This is a genomic window from Nocardioides sp. PD653-B2 (assembly GCF_002117935.1).
GTDB lineage: Bacteria > Actinomycetota > Actinomycetes > Propionibacteriales > Nocardioidaceae > Nocardioides.
The window spans coordinates 1-16,569 of the sequence record NZ_BDJE01000001.1 but is presented as its reverse complement, the minus strand read 5'-3'; the positions used below and the strand labels follow the sequence as shown (position 1 = coordinate 16,569).

The 16,569-nt window shown below is 71.7% G+C and carries 14 protein-coding genes; 3 read left to right on the top strand and 11 right to left on the bottom strand.

The genetic code is table 11. From position 1 onward, the window contains the following. Window position 1 precedes the first annotated feature (1 nt). A complete protein-coding gene (locus PD653B2_RS00070) occupies window positions 2–871 on the top strand; it encodes a methylenetetrahydrofolate reductase (protein WP_085870239.1) in 870 nt (289 codons plus the stop codon). Between the two features lie 26 nt (window positions 872–897). Here PD653B2_RS00070 and PD653B2_RS00065 read toward each other — a convergent pair whose 3' ends face one another. From PD653B2_RS00065 to PD653B2_RS00035, 7 genes are all read right to left on the bottom strand, one after another. Then, window positions 898–1,695: an IclR family transcriptional regulator gene (locus tag PD653B2_RS00065; RefSeq protein ID WP_207559493.1), complete on the bottom strand. Its 798-nt coding sequence runs from the start codon at window positions 1,693–1,695 to the stop codon at window positions 898–900. An 88-nt stretch (window positions 1,696–1,783) separates the two neighbouring features. Further along, window positions 1,784–2,842, bottom strand: coding sequence for a PEP/pyruvate-binding domain-containing protein (locus PD653B2_RS00060; protein ID WP_085870236.1), 1,059 nt, complete (start codon window positions 2,840–2,842; stop codon window positions 1,784–1,786). Beyond that, complete coding sequence (locus PD653B2_RS00055; protein ID WP_085870234.1) at window positions 2,839–4,599, bottom strand: PEP-utilizing enzyme; 1,761 nt, start codon at window positions 4,597–4,599, stop codon at window positions 2,839–2,841. Before PD653B2_RS00055 ends, PD653B2_RS00060 begins: the two co-directional genes overlap by 4 nt. 195 nt (window positions 4,600–4,794) lie before the next feature. Continuing rightward, the gene (locus PD653B2_RS00050; RefSeq protein WP_085870231.1) at window positions 4,795–5,808 is read right to left on the bottom strand and encodes a dipeptidase; all 1,014 of its coding nucleotides are present in this window, start codon (window positions 5,806–5,808) and stop codon (window positions 4,795–4,797) included. Beyond that, window positions 5,808–6,836, bottom strand: a complete 1,029-nt coding sequence (locus PD653B2_RS00045; protein ID WP_085870228.1) for an ABC transporter permease — start codon at window positions 6,834–6,836, stop codon at window positions 5,808–5,810. Before PD653B2_RS00045 ends, PD653B2_RS00050 begins: the two co-directional genes overlap by 1 nt. 35 nt (window positions 6,837–6,871) lie before the next feature. Continuing rightward, the gene (locus PD653B2_RS00040; RefSeq protein ID WP_085870226.1) at window positions 6,872–8,443 is read right to left on the bottom strand and encodes a sugar ABC transporter ATP-binding protein; all 1,572 of its coding nucleotides are present in this window, start codon (window positions 8,441–8,443) and stop codon (window positions 6,872–6,874) included. Further along, on the bottom strand, window positions 8,440–9,645 hold the full coding sequence (locus PD653B2_RS00035; RefSeq protein WP_085870224.1) for a sugar ABC transporter substrate-binding protein: 1,206 nt from the start codon (window positions 9,643–9,645) through the stop codon (window positions 8,440–8,442). The genes PD653B2_RS00040 and PD653B2_RS00035 overlap by 4 nt, the downstream gene beginning before the upstream one ends. Before the next feature lie 179 nt (window positions 9,646–9,824). Here PD653B2_RS00035 and PD653B2_RS00030 point away from each other — a divergent pair, with 179 nt between their 5' ends. Both PD653B2_RS00030 and PD653B2_RS00025 read left to right on the top strand, forming a co-directional pair. Further along, complete coding sequence (locus PD653B2_RS00030) at window positions 9,825–10,901, top strand: DUF917 domain-containing protein (RefSeq protein ID WP_085870222.1); 1,077 nt, start codon at window positions 9,825–9,827, stop codon at window positions 10,899–10,901. Next, on the top strand, window positions 10,898–12,472 hold the full coding sequence (locus PD653B2_RS00025; protein ID WP_085870221.1) for a PucR family transcriptional regulator: 1,575 nt from the start codon (window positions 10,898–10,900) through the stop codon (window positions 12,470–12,472). The genes PD653B2_RS00030 and PD653B2_RS00025 overlap by 4 nt, the downstream gene beginning before the upstream one ends. Here the strand turns inward: PD653B2_RS00025 and PD653B2_RS00020 are convergent. From PD653B2_RS00020 to PD653B2_RS00005, 4 genes are all read right to left on the bottom strand, one after another. Next, window positions 12,458–13,564 (bottom strand): DUF917 domain-containing protein, encoded by a 1,107-nt coding sequence (locus tag PD653B2_RS00020; RefSeq protein ID WP_085870219.1) that lies wholly within the window; start codon window positions 13,562–13,564, stop codon window positions 12,458–12,460. The two genes, PD653B2_RS00025 and PD653B2_RS00020, sit on opposite strands and share 15 nt — an antisense overlap. After that, a complete protein-coding gene (locus PD653B2_RS00015; RefSeq protein WP_085870217.1) occupies window positions 13,561–15,114 on the bottom strand; it encodes a hydantoinase/oxoprolinase N-terminal domain-containing protein in 1,554 nt (517 codons plus the stop codon). Before PD653B2_RS00015 ends, PD653B2_RS00020 begins: the two co-directional genes overlap by 4 nt. Before the next feature lie 63 nt (window positions 15,115–15,177). Further along, window positions 15,178–15,897 (bottom strand): aspartate/glutamate racemase family protein, encoded by a 720-nt coding sequence (locus PD653B2_RS00010; RefSeq protein ID WP_085870215.1) that lies wholly within the window; start codon window positions 15,895–15,897, stop codon window positions 15,178–15,180. Window positions 15,898–16,118: 221 nt separating this feature from the next. Next, a partial coding sequence (locus PD653B2_RS00005) for an aldehyde dehydrogenase family protein (protein ID WP_123061205.1) occupies window positions 16,119–16,569 on the bottom strand: 451 nt, incomplete at its 5' end.

Here is a 16,569-nt window from a genome sequence, read left to right as displayed (position 1 = left end):
GATGTCCATCACGCCGCGCGGGGGCGCGTCGTCTGCGGTCGGCCTGCTCCACGACTTCTCCCTCGAGATCACCGGCAAGGACGCCGGCGCCCTGCGCAGCGCCGGGGCCGCGATCCCCGCGGGGACCCGGGTGCACGTGACCTACCTGGCCCAGGAGGACCTCTCCCTCCGCCTGGCTGCGGCCCGGACCGTCCGCGAGGTAGGGCTGGTCGCGGTGCCGCACGTGTCGGCCCGCCGCCTGCGGAGCCGCGCCGAGGTCGACGAGTTCGTCGGCGCTCTCCGTGCCGACGGCAATGCCGAGCACCTCTTCCTGGTCGCGGGTGACCCGCGGACCCCCGAGGGACCGTACGCCGACACGTTGGCGGTCATCGAGTCCGGCGTGCTCGAGGACAACGACGTCCGTCAGGTGGGGGTCACCGGCTACCCGGAGGGACACCCCTACATTCCCGACGACGTGCTGTGGCGCTCACTGGAGCAGAAGATGTCTGCCTTGGCCGAGCGCGCCATCGGGGCGAGCGTCACCACCCAATTCGGGTTCGACGCCGACCAGGTGCTCTCGTGGGTGGAGAAGGTCCGACAGCGCGGCGTGACGGTGCCGGTCGGGGTCGGGGTGCCTGGTCCGGCCGGCGCCCGACGACTCCTGGCCTACGCCGCTCGGTGTGGGGTGGGCACCAGCGCGAGCATCGCCAAGAAGTACGGGCTCTCGCTCAGCAACCTGATGGGCAGCGCCGGTCCGGACCGGTTCCTCGACGCGCTGGCAGCGCGCTACGACGAGCGTCGCCACGGTGACCTGCGCCTGCACTTCTACACCTTCGGGGGGGTCGACGCGACGGCCGCATGGACCCGCCGGTTCGCGAACTCCGCGCCCTGATTCGCCGGATCCGTCGGCGGGTGCCCCTACGCGGTCTCCACTCCGTCGGCCACCTGGAGGAGGGCCCGGGAGATCTGCTCCCCCGCACGCAGCAGCGCGGCGACCGTGTGGTTGCGTCGGGCGCCGAGGACTCGCTGGGTCGGGCCGGCGACCGAGACGGCGCCGACGGCGCGCGGGGCGTCACCACGCTGGACGAGCACGGGCACCGCGATCGAGGAGAGCCCGATCTCGAACTCCTCCTCCGCGCTCGCCCACCTGCGGTCCCGGACCACCGCGAGGCCGGCCCGGTAACGCTCGGGATCCATCACGGTGTGGGGCGTGTGCCGGCGGAACCTCGCGTTGAGGACCGCCTGTTCGACGGACGGGTTGAAGGCCGCGATCGCCCTCCCACAGCTGGACGAGTGGCCGGGTACCCGGCGGAACGCCTCGGTGTGGAACCGCAATCCGTGGGTGCCCTCGAGCCGGTCGACGTAGAGCACCTCCGAGCCGAGCGGGATGCCCAGCTGTACCGTCTCGCCGACCCGGTCCCGGAGCTCGCCGAGCACGGGAAGGGCGAGCTCCTTGAGCAGGAGCCGGTCGGCCGCGAGCTGTCCGTACTCGAAGAGCCGGATCCCGAGCCGGTAGCGGCCGTTCGTCCGACGCTCCAGCAGACCCCCCGCGGCGAGGGTCGCCAGCATCCGGCTGGCGGTGCTCTTGGCGATGCCGAGCTGCCTGGCGATGTCGGACGCGCCGCACTCGTCGGCGCTGGTGAAGCAGTCGAGCACGCCCATCGCGATCGTCACCGACCGGAGGCCGCGCGGGTCCTGGGTGGCCAGCTCGTTCACGCCCCCGAGTACATCGCGGCGGGAGGGAGCCGTCCAGTGTCCGGTCATCGGCGCTCGGCGGGTCGGTCGGCGAGGTCGGCCCGGGGGCTCATCGGCTGCCCTGGAAGGCGTACCTGAGGGCGAACGACGCGGGGTCCCAGGAGGAGGGTGCCGCAGCGGTCCCCCCGACGGTCACCGGCCGCGACTGGACGACGTGCACCGGGCCCCCAGGCGTCCGGTCGCTGGAGAGGACCCACTCGACGTCGACGGCGTGCCCGTAGTGCTGCTCGATGCGCCGGACGGTGTCGGCGATGGCGCGCAGCTCCTCGTCGTCGAGGACTCGCGCGTCCTGCAGCTCCGCCGGCATCTCGCGCTCGGCGACCCGCCGACGCGACGGGTCGTAGTCCGAGATCACCTTCTTGGTGGCGACCGTGTAGCGCAGCGGCCGCAGGTCCGACTTGCCGACCTCTGCCCGGTCAGGAGTGACCAGCCCCTGGACCACCGCCTCGCCCCACCCCCACGATCCCTCGACCACGATCCGGTCACCCTTGCCGCTGACCGGGTGCACCGAGAACGCGACGCCCGACGCCTTGGCCGGGACCAGCTCCAAGACGCCCACCGCCATCGGCATGTCGTGGTGGGAGATCCCGCGTTCCAGGCGGTAGCACAGGGCCCGGGGTCCGAACAGGCTGGCCCAGCAGTCCCGCACCGCGTCGATCACCTCTGCCGCACCACTGATCCCGAGGTAGGTCTCGAAGATGCCGGCGAAGCTCGACTGCGCGCCGTCCTCTCCGGTCGCCGAGCTCCGTACGGCGACGGGCAGCGCGACGTCGCGGCCACGCTCGCACAGCGCGGCGTACCTCTCGGCGATCGCGTCGCAGAGCTCGGCCGTCAACGCGACCTGGCGGATCGCCGCGACGATCTCCTCGGATGCCGCGGTCAGCTCGTCGTCCGAGGACCGCCCCGACAGCGGTCCGACGATGCCGCCGATCCGCTCGTCCAGCCCGGACGCCCGGAAGTGCGCCCGGTAGGCCTCGACACCCAGGACGAAGCCGCCCGGAACCACGGTGCCGGCCGCCCCCATCTCGACCAGCCGGCCGATCTTCGCCCCGCCGACCGACGTGGCCGTGTCCGGGGCGAGCTCGGCGAGGTCCAGGACGAGATTCACGCCGGGACGACCTCGTCCGGGTGCCCGGCGTGCTTGAAGACCGTGACCGTCCCGTTCGTCCCGTCGACCTCCACCTCGTCGCCGTCGCTGATCACGACCGTCGCCAGGCCCACGGCCGTCACCGTCGGCACGCCGTACTCCCGCCCGACGATGGCGGCGTGGGACAGCGTCCCGCCGCCGTCGCAGACGCAGGCGGCGATCTTGGCGAAGGCGGGCGTCCAGTTGGGGGAGGTCGACTCACACACCAAGATCTCCCCCGGCTGCACCCGGTGCAGCTCGTCGGCGTTGGTGAGCACGCGCGCGATCCCGCGGGCGCTCCCCCGCGCGGCGGCGACGCCGGACAGGGTCTTCACGTCGCCGTCGTTGCCCGCCGCCTGCACCGCCTTGAGGAAGTGCGAGTTCAGTCCGAAGATCTCGATGAGGATCGGGTCGGTCACCGCCTCCGGGATGGTGCCGAGCACCTTGGGCATGTTCGCCCGGCGCTCGTACCAGTGGTCGAAGTACTGCTTGCGGTCGTTGATGATGCCCTTGAACTCTGCGAAGTTCCGCTCGCCGTCGACCACCTGCAGGAGCTCCGGCCAGAACAGGAAGATCGTGTCGTCGGACGCGTCGGCGCCGACCACGTCGGCGATCTGCTGGGTCGCCCAGCGCATGGGCAGGGAGACCCGCAGGTCGATGTAGTAGTTGTGGTCGTCCTGCCACCAGGGGAAGTTCGCCGCCTGGCAGGACGCGAGGCCGGCGTCGAAGACCTCCTGCTCCTCCCGGGACAGGGACGATCGGGCCGCGTCGATCGCGGTCTCGCGCTCCTCGACCGCGTTGGCCCGTGCGGCCTCGAAATCGTGGTCGGACTCCTTGAGGAGGAACGTCTTCACCATGCCCAGGGCCGGGGTCGGGTCCTCGATCCAGGACGGCAGCGCGATGTCGCAGGAGCCCTCGGTGCGGTAGCCGTAGACCTGCAGGAAGTCGTCGAACTCCGTCAGCCAGCCGGCGGCCGCCCCGCCGCGCGCCGACAGCGCGGCGCGCATGCCGGTGGCGTCGTGTGCGGCGAAGACCTCGCCGAGACCGGCGTTGCGAGCCTTGCGGGTGAGGCCCCACAGGGCTCGGTCGGTCTCCATGATCTTGGTGTCGTAGCCCTGGAGGAACTTGGCGATCTCCCCCGGGTCGATGCCCATCTCGGTGCAGGCGCCGTAGAAGCCGACGTAATTGGCGAGCAGCGGGTACATCACCTCGAAGTGGATCTCGAAGGCACGCTTGTGGAACTGGCGCGCCTTGCGGAGGTAGCCGCCCAGCTCCGCGAGCTCCAGCGACCGCAGGTCGACCGAGCGCAGGTGGGTCCACCACGACTCGACCTCGTGGCGGCGCTCGGCCCAGATGCCCTCGAAGCTCTCGAGGAAGCGCGGCAGGTTCTGCATCATGCGGCGTGCCCGTTCGCCGATCTCCCACTCGTCGGTCACGTCGATCGCGGCGGCGTACGTGTGGGTCCCGGCGATCCGCTGGGTGATGCCCCGGCCGGGCGGCAGCGGCAGGGCCTCCGCAGCCAGCTGGGTCCCCCAGGAGTAGCCGTCCTCGTTCCAGATCAGGCCCATCGGCGTGAGGCCGCGGGGCCAGTGGAAGTCGAGGAACCAGAAGCGCTCCTCGTCGGCCTTGTCGAAGGTCCGGAACGGCTCTACTGCCCAGCCGGCATGGTCCAGGGCCGGCCGGAAGCCGGGGTACCACTCCTCGGTCACGAACTCGTCGACGGGAACGACTGTGGCCATGGTCGGCTCTCCTAGGTCTCACGGGGCGCGGTGTGACGAACGTCGCATCGCACCAACCGTGGCTCAAGGGTCGCGTTCGCGACAGGAGAACGTTCGCGACAGCCGAACGGGGCTCTCCGCGGCGGGTGGGATCAGCACCCCGCCCGGAACCACGTCGCCGCCCTCACCCGGCCGGCCTCGCGGCCAGGAGGCCGGTCAGAGGGGCGCGGAGGCCAGGTGCTGCGCGAGAGTGTCGATGACCGTGTCGGCACACACCTGGCGGCCGGCTCGCGGCCCGAGGGTCTCCTCCAGCCGCACCGCGAGCGCGGCGAGGTCCGCGGGCCGCTGGAGGCCGTCGACCCAGGGCAGCGCGTCGGGGTCGACGAGCGCACCGCCGAGCACGGGGTCGACCGCGTCGACGAGGTCGCGCATGAAGTCCAGGCCGAGCGCGACCCGGTCCGAACCGACCAGCGTGACGGCGTGTCCGACGTGGGCCAGGAACGAGTCGACCGTGGCGGCGTCGGACAGGAACGGCCCGAAGCCGTTGATGGCCACGAACCCGCCGCTGTCGGCCACGGCCCGGATCTGCTCGTCGGTCAGGTTGCGCGGGTGCGCCTGCAGGGCCTGGCAGGAGGAGTGGCTGGCGACGAAGGGCCTGGTGGCGACCGACGCCAGGTGCCAGAAGCCCGTCTCGGACAGGTGGCTGACGTCGACGACCATGCCCAGTCGCTCCATCTCCGCGACCGCCTCGAGCCCCAGCGTCGTCAGGCGCCCGCCTGCATCCTGCTCGCCCACCCCATCGGCCATCATCGTGCGACGGTTCCAGGTCATCGAGGCGATGCGCACGCCGAGGCGGTGGAAGGTGTCGAGCAGCTCGAGGGAGTGGCCGATCGGCTCGCAACCCTCGAGGGCGAGGACGAGGGCGATGCGGCCGCTCTCGATCGTGGGCCGGATCTGGTCGCCGCGCTCACAGATCGCCACGTCGGCGGCGTGTACGTCGGCCAGCCGGCGGGCCTCCTCGAGCACCTGCAGGCTTCGGCGCAGCGCCCCTTCGCCCACATGCTGCTCCTCGGTGAAGACCGGGAGCACCTGGAGGACCACGCCGCCGGCCCGCAGCTGCGGCAGCCAGAAGTCCCCGAACGGGTCGGCCAGGCCGCGCTCGCGCTGGTGCAGGACGCCGAGCAGGAGGTCGTTGTGGCAGTCGGCCACCGGCAGCGTCGGACCCACCATCAGGTGGCGGTGCCGGCGCTGCTCGCCTCGCGTCGCCGAGCCAGCTGGGCCAGGGAGACGGCGATGACCAGCGCGCCGCCGTAGAACAGCTGCTGCACGAAGCTCTCGGCCCCGAGGAGCTGGAGCCCGGTGATGCCCGTGGCGAGGAAGTAGACGGCGATGAACGCGCCCCAGGCGTTGAAGCGGCCCGGGATCACGGTGGTCGCCCCGAGGAAGACCGCGGCGAACGCCGGCAGGAGGAACGAGGTGCCCGAGCTCGGGTCCGCCGAACCCGTGGTGCCCGCGTACAGGGTGCCCGCCACTCCGGCCAGTCCGGCGGAGGCCACGAGGGCACCCATGCGGACGCGCCCGACCTTGATGCCGCTGAGGCGGGCGACGTCGCGTCCCCGGCCCACGAAGAGCATGCGCATGCCGAGCGCGGTGTGCTGGAGCAGGTACCAGAGCACGATGCAGAGCACGAGGCCGTAGTAGAACGCCGCCGGCACGCTGAACAGCTTGTAGCCGATGACGAGGTCGACGAGCGAGGTCGAGATGCCGCTGATCGTGGTGGAGTCGCTGATCCAGAGGACGAGGCCTTGGATCACGGTGCCCGTGCCGAGCGTGACGATCAGTGAGTCGACCCCGAAGAGCACGATCACGGCGCCGTTCACCAGCCCGGCGAGCAGGGCCGCCACCAGGCCGGCCGCGATCGCGGCGCCGATCGACCATCCGTGGTTGACGTTCAAGATGCCGATCACCATGGCCGTGAGGGTGGCGACGGACGCGACCGACATGTCGTAGTCACCGCACACCAGCGGCAGCACCAGGCTCAGCGTCAGCACGAGGGGGACCGCCTGCGATCCCAGGATGTTGGAGATGCTGGCAGTGCTCAGGAACGTGTTCGGCAGCAGCACGGCGAACACGACGAAGACGACGAGCCAGGCCACGGGCAGCGCGCCGGCCTCGATGCGCGAGGTCCAGCGACGGGCGCCAGGCCGGGTCGGCGCGACGGCCTCCGCGCCCTTTCCGGTAGTTGTTCTCACTGACATGTCGACTCTCTTCACGGGCAGGGATTGCGGATTGATCAGGCGTCCGAGGCCAGGCGGGACGACCTGGGCACGGCGTCGGCGAACAGCATGTCGGTGAGGCCGGCCTTGGTGACGGCCTGTCCGTGCACCTCGTCGGAGACGACACCGCGCCGCATGAGCAGCACGCGGTTGCAGATCTGGGCGAGCTGGTCGAGATCGGAGCTCGAGCACACCACCGCGCAGCCCTGCCGGGCCGCCTCGGCGATCAGGGTGAAGATCTGCTCGCGCGCCCCGACGTCGACGCCCTGCGTGGGCTCGCTGAGCAGGAGCACCTTGGGCCCGGTCACGAGCCACTTCGCCATCATCGCCTTCTGCTGGTTCCCACCGCTGAGGGAGGCGTAGGCCAGCCCCGGTTGGGGGGGACGTACGTCGAGGTCGCGGAGCAGCTTGCCGGCGTGCCGCTCGAGCCTCCTGCCGATCAGGGCGAAGGGCCCACCACCCTGCCGCAGCGAGAGCAGCGTGACGTTCTCGCCCACGGTCAGGGTCGGAGCACTGCCCTGGACCGCACGGTCGCTGGGCAGGTAGGCGACCCCGGCGTTGATCGCGGTGGAGGGAGACAGCCGGCGCGCCTCGAGCTCGAGGTCGTCGACCGCGACGGAGCCACCGGTCGCCCGCTGCGCCCCGAAGAGCAGCTGGGTCACCTCGTCGAACCCGGAGCCGATCACACCGGTGAGGCCGACGACCTCACCCGGCTGCACGCTCAGGTCGAGGTGCTCCACCGCCCCGCCGCGCAGCGCGCTCACCTGGAGACGCGGGCGCTCGCGAGCCGCGTGAACGGGAGCGGAGCCGGCGCTCAGGGTCGAGACCGTCCGGCCCACGATCATCCGGACGAGGTCCTCGCGCGCCAGCGACGCGGTGTCCTCGCTGCCGACCAGCTCGCCGTCACGCAGGACGCTGACCCGGTCGGTCACCGTCAACACCTCGTCGAGGTCGTGCGACACGAACAGCACGCCCGCGCCCTGCGCTGCCACCGCTTGCATCAGCGCGATCAGCTCGGCGACCTCGCTCTGCGGGAGGAACGCGGTCGGCTCGTCGAGCACCAGGAGCCCGCGCACGGCGCCGTCCGCGTCGCCGAGGTGGCTCACCGCGCGGGCGATGGCCAGCTTGGCGCGGTCCAGGCGCGAGATGTCCCGCACGAGCGTGTCCGGGCGCAGCGAGATGCCGAAGCGGTCGAACTGCGCGGTCGCCCGGGCGAGCTCCGCGCGCTTGCGCCGGGGCCGGATGCCGGCGCCGGTGGCCACGTCGTCGGCGATCAGGTTCTCGAGCACCGTCAGCGACGGGAGCAGGGCCAGGTCCTGGTGGACGAACCGGAGCCGGTGGTCACGCCGGTCGGCGGCGGAGAGCGGCAGCTCGACGGAGACACCGTCGAGCTCCACCGTCCCCTCGTCGGGGGTGTGGAACCCGGCGAGGATCTTGATCAGCGTCGACTTGCCCGACCCGTTCTGGCCGAGCAGGCCGTGGACCTCACCGCGGCGAACGGTGAGGTCCACGTCCCGGAGCACCCGGGTGAGCCCGAACGTCTTGCCGACGCCGGCCATCCGGAGCACGGGGTGTGCCGGATCGGTCATCCGAGACCCCAGACCTCGAGGTACTGGGCCTCCAGGTCGTCGCCGTAGCCCTTGTTCACCTCGGGCGGGGTGCCCGCCTCGTCGATGTTCGAGGTGTCGAAGATGCGCACCGGCACGATGTCGGCCACGCGGGAGGGCTCCATGCCGGCCATCAGCCGGAAGGCGTTGTCCATGGCGGCGAACCCGGCTCCTTCGAGGGACTCGCCGACGTCCATCGTCACGACGTCACCGTCCTGGATCATCTTGAGCACGGCCGGGGTGCCGTTGAAGGTGACGACCTGGACCTGGCCCTGCTTGCCGGCGGCGGTGATGCCGGCGACGGCGTAGCTGGCCATGTTGTCGTAGAGCGGCACCACGTAGTCGATGTCGGGGTTGCGCACCAGCTCGGACTGCACCGTCGACTGCACCGAGGTCGTCCACTTGCTGATCGGCACGTTGGCGAACGTCGTCTCACAGGAGGGGCACGCGGTCGCGATCTCGTCCTTGAAGGCCGCCTCCTGGCCCGGGCTGGGGCCGGCGTCGTTGGAGGTCACCACGAGGATGTTCGCGGCACCGTCGGAGTCCACGGCGATCCAGTCGGCGTTGAGGCGGGTGGCGGTCTGGTACGGCGCGGCCACGATGGCGTCCACACCGTCGACGCAGTCGACGCTGAGACCCGAGCAGTCGGGGGCGTACTGGGCCGAGGTGTCCCAGAACATGCTCACCACGACCTTGATGCCCCGGTCACGGGCCTCCTTGATCTGCGGTTCCAGCGCGCGGGGGTCGGTGCCGCCGCTGAGGATGATGACGTCGACGCCCTTCGCGATCGCCTGGTTCATACCGGCGACCCACTGGTTGGGCTGTCCCTCGTTCGTGTAGACCTCGAAGTCGACGTCCGCGAGCTCGGCCACACGCTCCATCGCTGCGTTGATCTGGATGTTGTAGTCGTTGGTGGTGAGCAGGGGGATGACGAACACGCTCTTGCCGGCCAGGCTGGCGACGTCCACGGCGGGCCCGGGCGAGACGAAGTCGGTGACCGACTTGAACTTCTCGACCGTGTCGGTGGCGGCCTGGGAGACCTCGCCCTTCGCGGACTCGCTGCTCGTCGACGACGACTCGCCGGGGCTGGAACAGCCGGCCAGGGCCAGGGGCAGCAGGAGTGCGGCGATCGTGAGTCGCCGCCGCGGCCGCACGCCCAGTGCAGACAGGATCTGCTTCTTCATCGTTTGCGTTCCTCCACTGTCATCCGCGGCGACTGCCGACGGCCGGCACCCCACTGGTGCTGCGACTACCTCATGGTCCCAACGCCCGATCGTCGGACATATGTGCACATCGCTCGGTCGCGTCCCGCGGGCAATGCCACCTGCACACGGAACGGGGGACGAGTGAGAGAATCAAGGGCATGAGCCTCCCGGTGTCGCGGACCCTGCGCGCGGCGGACCTCGAGGCGCTGGCGGTCGGGCTGTGCCTCCTGGGCTCGGGCGGCGCGGGCGACCCGCACCCCTTCTCGTCCGTGCTGCGCTCGCAGCTCGGGGACGGCGAGCTCGTGCTGCACGCCCCCACCGAGCTGGCCGGCGCGAGCGTCGTCCCGGTCGGGATGGTGGGTGCCACCAGCGTGTTCACGGAGAAGCTCCCGCACGGCGGCGAGTTCGGCGCGGCGGTCGCCGCCACCGGCCGGTGGACGGGGGCGTCGCCGGACGCGGTCATGGCGATCGAGACCGCCGGCCTCAACGGCGTCACCGCGCTCGTCGCCGCACTGCACCTCGGGCTGCCGTACGTCGACGCAGACCTGGCCGGACGCGGGCTGCCCAGGCTCGACCAGCTGACCTGGGTGGCGGCGCAGCTGGCGTTGACCCCGTGCGCGCTGGCGTTCCCCGGCGGGCACACGATGGTCCTCGACCGGGCCTCCCCCACCGAGGTCGAGCGGACGATCCGCTCGGCGCTCGCGGGGACCGGCGGTTGGGCAGCCCTGGCGCTCGCGCCGGGTCCCGCTGCGTCGCTGGACGAGACCGCCTGCGTGGGGACCCTGGGCCGGGCTCTCGATCTCGGCCGCGCGCACGGCTCGCTGCGCATGATGGCGGACGCCGCGGAGGTCGCCGAGGTGCTGGGCGGCGAGATCCTCGGCGAGGGCCGTGTGCACGACGTCCTGAGGCACACCTCGGACGGCGGGCTGCAGTCCGAGTCGTCGGTGACGGTCCTCGACCGCCACGGCCCGGTGCTCCGGATCGAGACGGAGAACGAGTTCCTGATGGTGCTGGTCGACGGTCAGCCCCGGGCCACGGTCCCCGATCTCATCTGCCTGCTCGACCGTCGGACGAACAGGCCGCTGGCGGTCGACGCCCTGCGTCGCGGCGACGAGGTCTTCGTGCTGGTGCTGCCGGCCCCGGCGTGGTGGCTCGCTTCGGGCCACGTCGAGCGGGTGTCTCCGGCCGCGTTCGCCATCGACTGCCCGCCCCTGCTGCTGGAGGGGCGGTCGTGAGCGCCGACGCTCCGGTGCCGCTGGTCGCCCTGCTCGACCACGCGGACTGGCAGCAGGTGAAGGTCCTGGCTTCGTCGCCGGCGCCGACCCTGATGGTCGGCGGGGTCTCGCTGGTCGCCGACATCCGTGGTCGGGCAGCCGACCTCGAGGGGCACCTGCTGACCGTGCTGCAACCACCGCTGCGCGACGACTGGCACATCGACGTCCTCATCCAGACCGCGGCCGCCGGTGGCGCCTCGGCCCTGCTGATCGGCGACTCGTCCCCGCTCTCGCAGCCGTCGTCGCTGCTGGCCGCCCGCGTCGGGCTGACCGTCCTCGGCGCGGACGACCCCCTGACCGCCGCCCTGGCCGCGCGGAGGCTGGTCTCGGAGGCGGACCTGCACGCGTCCGAGACCGTCCTCCGGGTGACGTCCATGGCCGCCCGTTCCGGGGAGGGGGTCGAGGACGTGATGAAGGCGGTCGGCTCGGTCCTGCGCCGGCCCCTGGCCCTGGTGGCCGCCGGGGGCGACACGCTCCTGGGCGCCGACGTCGTGATGGAGGAGGACCGCGAGACCGTGGCCCGGACGCTGACCGCCGTGGCGGCCCGCTCCCGCGTCACGGAGCGGGTCGAGCTGTCCGGCTCGGCCCTCCTGATCGCCCACCCGGTCCCGCCGACGACGGCGCGGGACGCCACGATGTGGCTGGTCGCCCGGCTCCCCCACGACCTGCCGGCCGAGAGCGCCGCGCTGAGCGCCGCCCTCTCCGTGGCTGCGGCGGTGATCGGACAGCGCGCCAGCCTGCGCCGCCTCGCCGTCGAGCGGGACGCGCGGGCACGCGCCTCGCTGCTGGGCGAGCTGCTGAACGCCCCCGACGACCTGGCGCCCACCACCCGTCGTCGCGCGCTGGAGGCCGGGTGGCGACTCGACGGCTGGCATCTCGGCATCCGCATCGACACCGGCCCCGACGTCGACCCCGTGGCCCAGCGCCCCGAGCTGATCAGCGCCCTCCACGAGGAGGGGCTGGAGGCCGTCGTCGTGGAGCAGGGCGACGGGTGGTCCGCCTGGATCACGTCCGAGGACGAGCCGCGAGGTGCGGACGTGGAGGCGCGAGCAGGTCAGATCCGTCGCGCCCAGCGTCGGCTCTCGACGACCACGGCGACCGCCGTGGGCGTCGGGCGCTGCCACGCGGGTCCGCGCGGCGTCGCCCGCACCCTGGGTGAGGCCGGGGAGGCGGCGCGCCTGGCGGCCGGCCGGGTGGCCAGCGGGCGGTTCCTGCACGTGGACCGGCTGGGCCTGGGTCAGACGCTGCTGGCCTGGACCCGGACCGACACCTTCCAACCCGCGGCCCGGTCTCTCCTCGCTCCGCTGGAGGACCAGCCGGGCGACCTGCTGCACACGCTCACGACGTACCTCGACGAGGAGTCGTCGGTCTCGGAGACCGCCGCGATCCTCGGGATCCACCGCAACACGGTGTCCCAGCGGCTGACCCGCATCCGCTCGTTGCTCGCCGTCGACCTCGCCGACCCCTCCGAACGACTGGCTCTCCACCTCGCCTGCCGGACGATCTGGATCCCGCCCTCAGACGTGAGTTAGGCGCGCCTCCTGCGAGGGGGTGCCGTCGAAGCGGACCGGGTCGACCTCGTAGCCGAAGTAGCGCGGCCCCACCAGCTCGATGCCGGCCGGCGTGTGCCAGCGCTCGTCCATGGGGGCGGCGACGACCGCGACCCGGTGCCCGAAGCGCAGCGTCTCGGTGGTGATCGGCTCCCCGGTCTCGGCGTCCACGACGACGATGAGGTCCGGCGTCGTCACGAGCACCTCCCCGTCGAGCTCGGCGATGAGGTGCTCGTTCTGGAACTTCAGCACCATCTGGCTCCCGGCGGCGCCGTCCAGCCCGGTCACGACGGCCTCACCGCGGGCGAACCCGGCCACCGTACGACGGGTGACGTCGACCACCTTCCCGGTGTGGACCAGCTTGCCGCCCAGCGCCTCGACCAACGCGTCCACCGGGTCCTGGTTGCTCGCCCGGGCGCTCTCGATGGCCGTCCCGATCGAGAGGCAGAGGCTGAGGGTGCCGGGCACGAAGCAGTCGCGCACCTCGGTGCCCGACATCGCGTACAGCGAGACGATCGGGGCGCACCCCATGTCGATCGTCGCGGACCTGGCCAGCCGCTCCGCCCAGTTGTTGTCGATGGTGTCGAAGACGCCCTTGTTGCCCTTGTCGTCGACGATCGACATCGGGGTCGCCGAGACGCCGGACATGGTGGGCAGCACCATCTGGAGCTCGGGGAAGGCGCGGCCCATGGCATCGCCGTCGATCAGCGGCAGGCCGAGGCGGGCGGCGGCGACGAACGGCACCATGGAGTTCACACCCCCCGCCTCCATGCAGGCGACGTGGGTGGGCGTGCGGCCCAGGTAGCGGGCGAGGGTCTCCAGCGCCAGGGAGATCTGACCGGCCGACGGGATCTTCTCCACCATCACGGTCGGGGCCCCCATCATCGCGATCGGCAGCACGCACGCGTCCGCGGGAACCTGGTCGGGGGACACGATCTCGACGTCGCCCAGCTCACGCATGGCGCTCTGGGCGAGCAGCCGCCCGATGTGGGGGTCGCCGCCGCCACCGCCGCCCAGCACCGCTGCGCCGCGGGCCATGGGGACGAGGTCCTTCGGGGTGACACGCATGCTCATCGCTCCATCCAGAGGTCCCCGACCGCCTTGCAGCGGATCCGGGTGGCGTTGCCGGGCAGGTACGGGATCGGCACCTCGTCGAAGTCGGCGATCGAGACCGTCGCGGGGTCGGCACCGGCTGCGACGGCGCGGTCCTGCGCCTCCTGCCGGGCCTCGTCGCAGATCGCATCGCGCTGTCCGGGCGCGATGGAGTAGATGCGGTCGACCATGCCACCGACCTGCGCGATGGCGGCTCCGATCGCGTTGGCGACCGAGAAGTTCTCGGGGCGGTGGACGTCACCACAGCCCTCCAACCGGTCGGGAAGCAGGATGGAGCCGCCACCGACCGCGACCACGGGCAGGGAGTCCGCCGAGGTGCGCATGCGCTCCACGGCGTCGGCGACATCCGCCCCGATCCGGGCCAGCGCCGCCTCGATCATCGAGCGGTCGAGGTGCGCCACGAGGGAGCGGTCGCCCACGTCGGCGCGTCCGGACGCGACGGCGATGTCGGTGGCCGTGAGGGTGCTGCCGCCGAAGACCAGGGCTTCCTGGGTCAGGCGGTAGCCCACGGAGTCGGGGCCGACGGTCGCGCCGGCCTCGTTGGCGCGGACCAGGCTGCCGCCACCGATGCCGATGCTCAGCACGTCAGGCATCCGGAAGTTGGTGCGCACTCCCGCGACGGTGACCTCGGTCGTCGCCTCGCGGGGGAAGCCGTTGGCCAGGACGCCGACGTCGCTCGTCGTACCACCGACGTCGACCACCGCACAGTCCTTGAGGCCCGAGAGGATGGCCGCGCCGCGCATGGAGTTGGTGGGGCCGGACGCGAAGGTCGCCACCGGGTAGCGGCGGGCGAACTCCATGTCCATCAGCGTGCCGTCGTTCTGGCTGAGGTACAGCGGCGAGTCGATGCCGAGGCTGGCCAGGGTGTCCGCCAGCCCGTCCACGATCCCCAGGGCCAGCTCACGCAGGGCGGCGTTGATGATTGTGGCGTTCTCGCGCTCCAGCAGCCCGACGCGGCCGATCTCGTGGGACATCGAGACCGCCATCCCCGGCCCGACCTCCTCGGCGACGATCTCGGCCGCCCGCAGCTCGAACTCGGAGTTGATGGGAGAGAACACCGACGAGATCGCCAGCGAGCGGATGCCGTGCGCGGCCATGTCCTGGACGTGCCGGCGCAGCTCGTCCTCGTCGAGCTCCGCGATGTGGCGCCCGTCGAACTCGTGGCCACCGCGGGCCAGGTAGGCACGCCCGCCGATGGCCTGCACCAACCGCTCCGGCCAGTCGACGAGCGGCGGCAGGGAGCTGGTCGCCGGCAGCCCCAGCCGCAGCGCCGCCGTGGGCGCCAGGTGCCGGGCCTCGACGAGCGCGTTGATGAAGTGCGTGGTGCCGATCATCACGGCCCGGATGTCGCCCGACGCGAACGGACTCTGCTCCCGGAGGCTCTCGAGGGTCGCCTTGATACCCGAGGAGACGTCGGGTTGCGTCGCCGACTTCACCGCGCCCATCACCCGATGACCATCCATCAGGACGGCATCGGTGTTGGTGCCTCCCACATCGATCCCGATGCGCATGCTGGTGCCTTTCCGAACTGAAGGATCTCTAGCCGAACGTCGGGAGCGCCGCTCCGGGCGCACTCACATGCGGCGTTCCTTGGGCGGCGGTGGCATGTAGGTGGCCCGGCTGGGGCGGAGCCCGAGCCGGATCTGCGACTCCAGCCAGAGGATGGCGGCGCCGGTCGGGTCGACGACGGGCACGAAGACCCCGTCGGACTCGAGCCGCTGCTGCACGGCGGCCGCGACGCCGATCATGCCGGTGCAGCCCAGGACGATCACGTCGGCCTCGCCGCTGTCGACCACGGACCGGGCCTCGGTGTAGAGCCGCTCGAGCAGGAGCTCGTGGGCATCCAAGGCCAGCACGGGCAGGTCGACCACGCGCACCGAGCTGCACCGGTCGCCCAGGCCGTACCTGCGCACCAGGCCGCGGATCATGGGGACCACGTTGTCCAGCACGGTGATGACGCCGACGGACTCGCCGAGGGAGAGCGCGTTCAGCATGGCCGGCTCGAAGCCGCCCACCACCGGGACGTCCACGATCTCGCGGGCCGCGTGCACCCCGGGGTCACCGAAGCAGGTGACGAAGATGCCCTCCGCGCCCCGCTCGACCGCCAGCTCGACCTGCTCGAGGATCCCGGGTCCGGCCAGGGCCTCGTCGTACTCCGACTCGATGGACGCCACCCCCCGGTCGACCTTGACGACGTCGATCACGGTGTCGGGACCCGCCCACTGGGCGACCTCTTTGCGAACGCCGTCGGCGAATTCCTCGCCGAGCAACGGGCTGACGACAGTGAGCTTCATGGGCGCACCTCCAAGGAGTGGTTGCCCCAAATACTGTGCGCCGGCGGACCGGACGGCCATGTGCAATGTGCCATGTGAAGCCGCCCATGGACGGCTTGTTGCACATGAGGGTCACCCTGGGTCGCCGAGCGTCCCGCTCAGGCTTCACCCCGCGTGGGGTGAAGGGATCCAGCCGGTCGTGTCCGCAGGTCGCTACCCCGCGCCGAGCCACCGGCGCGTCGTCAGCCCAGGTAGGGGTAGCGGTAGTCCGTGGGTGGCACGAACGTCTCCTTGATCGACCGCGGTGAGGTCCAGCGCAGCAGGTTGACCGCTGCGCCGGCCTTGTCGTTGGTGCCGGACGCGCGACCGCCGCCGAAGGGCTGCTGTCCGACCACGGCACCGGTGGGCTTGTCGTTGACGTAGAAGTTGCCGGCCGCGAAGCGCAGCGCCTCCTGGGTCCACGCGATCACCCGGCGGTCCTGGGCGATGACCGCACCGGTCAGGGCGTACGGTGCGACCGACTCGAGCTGGTGCACGACCTTCTCGTAGTCGCCGTCCTCGTAGACGTGCACGACCAGGATCGGGCCGAAGTACTCGGTGGAGAACATCTGGTCGGTCGGGTCCGTGGACTCGACCACGGTCGGGCGCACGAACCAGCCCACCGAGTCGTCCAGCGTGCCGCCGGCCAGGACC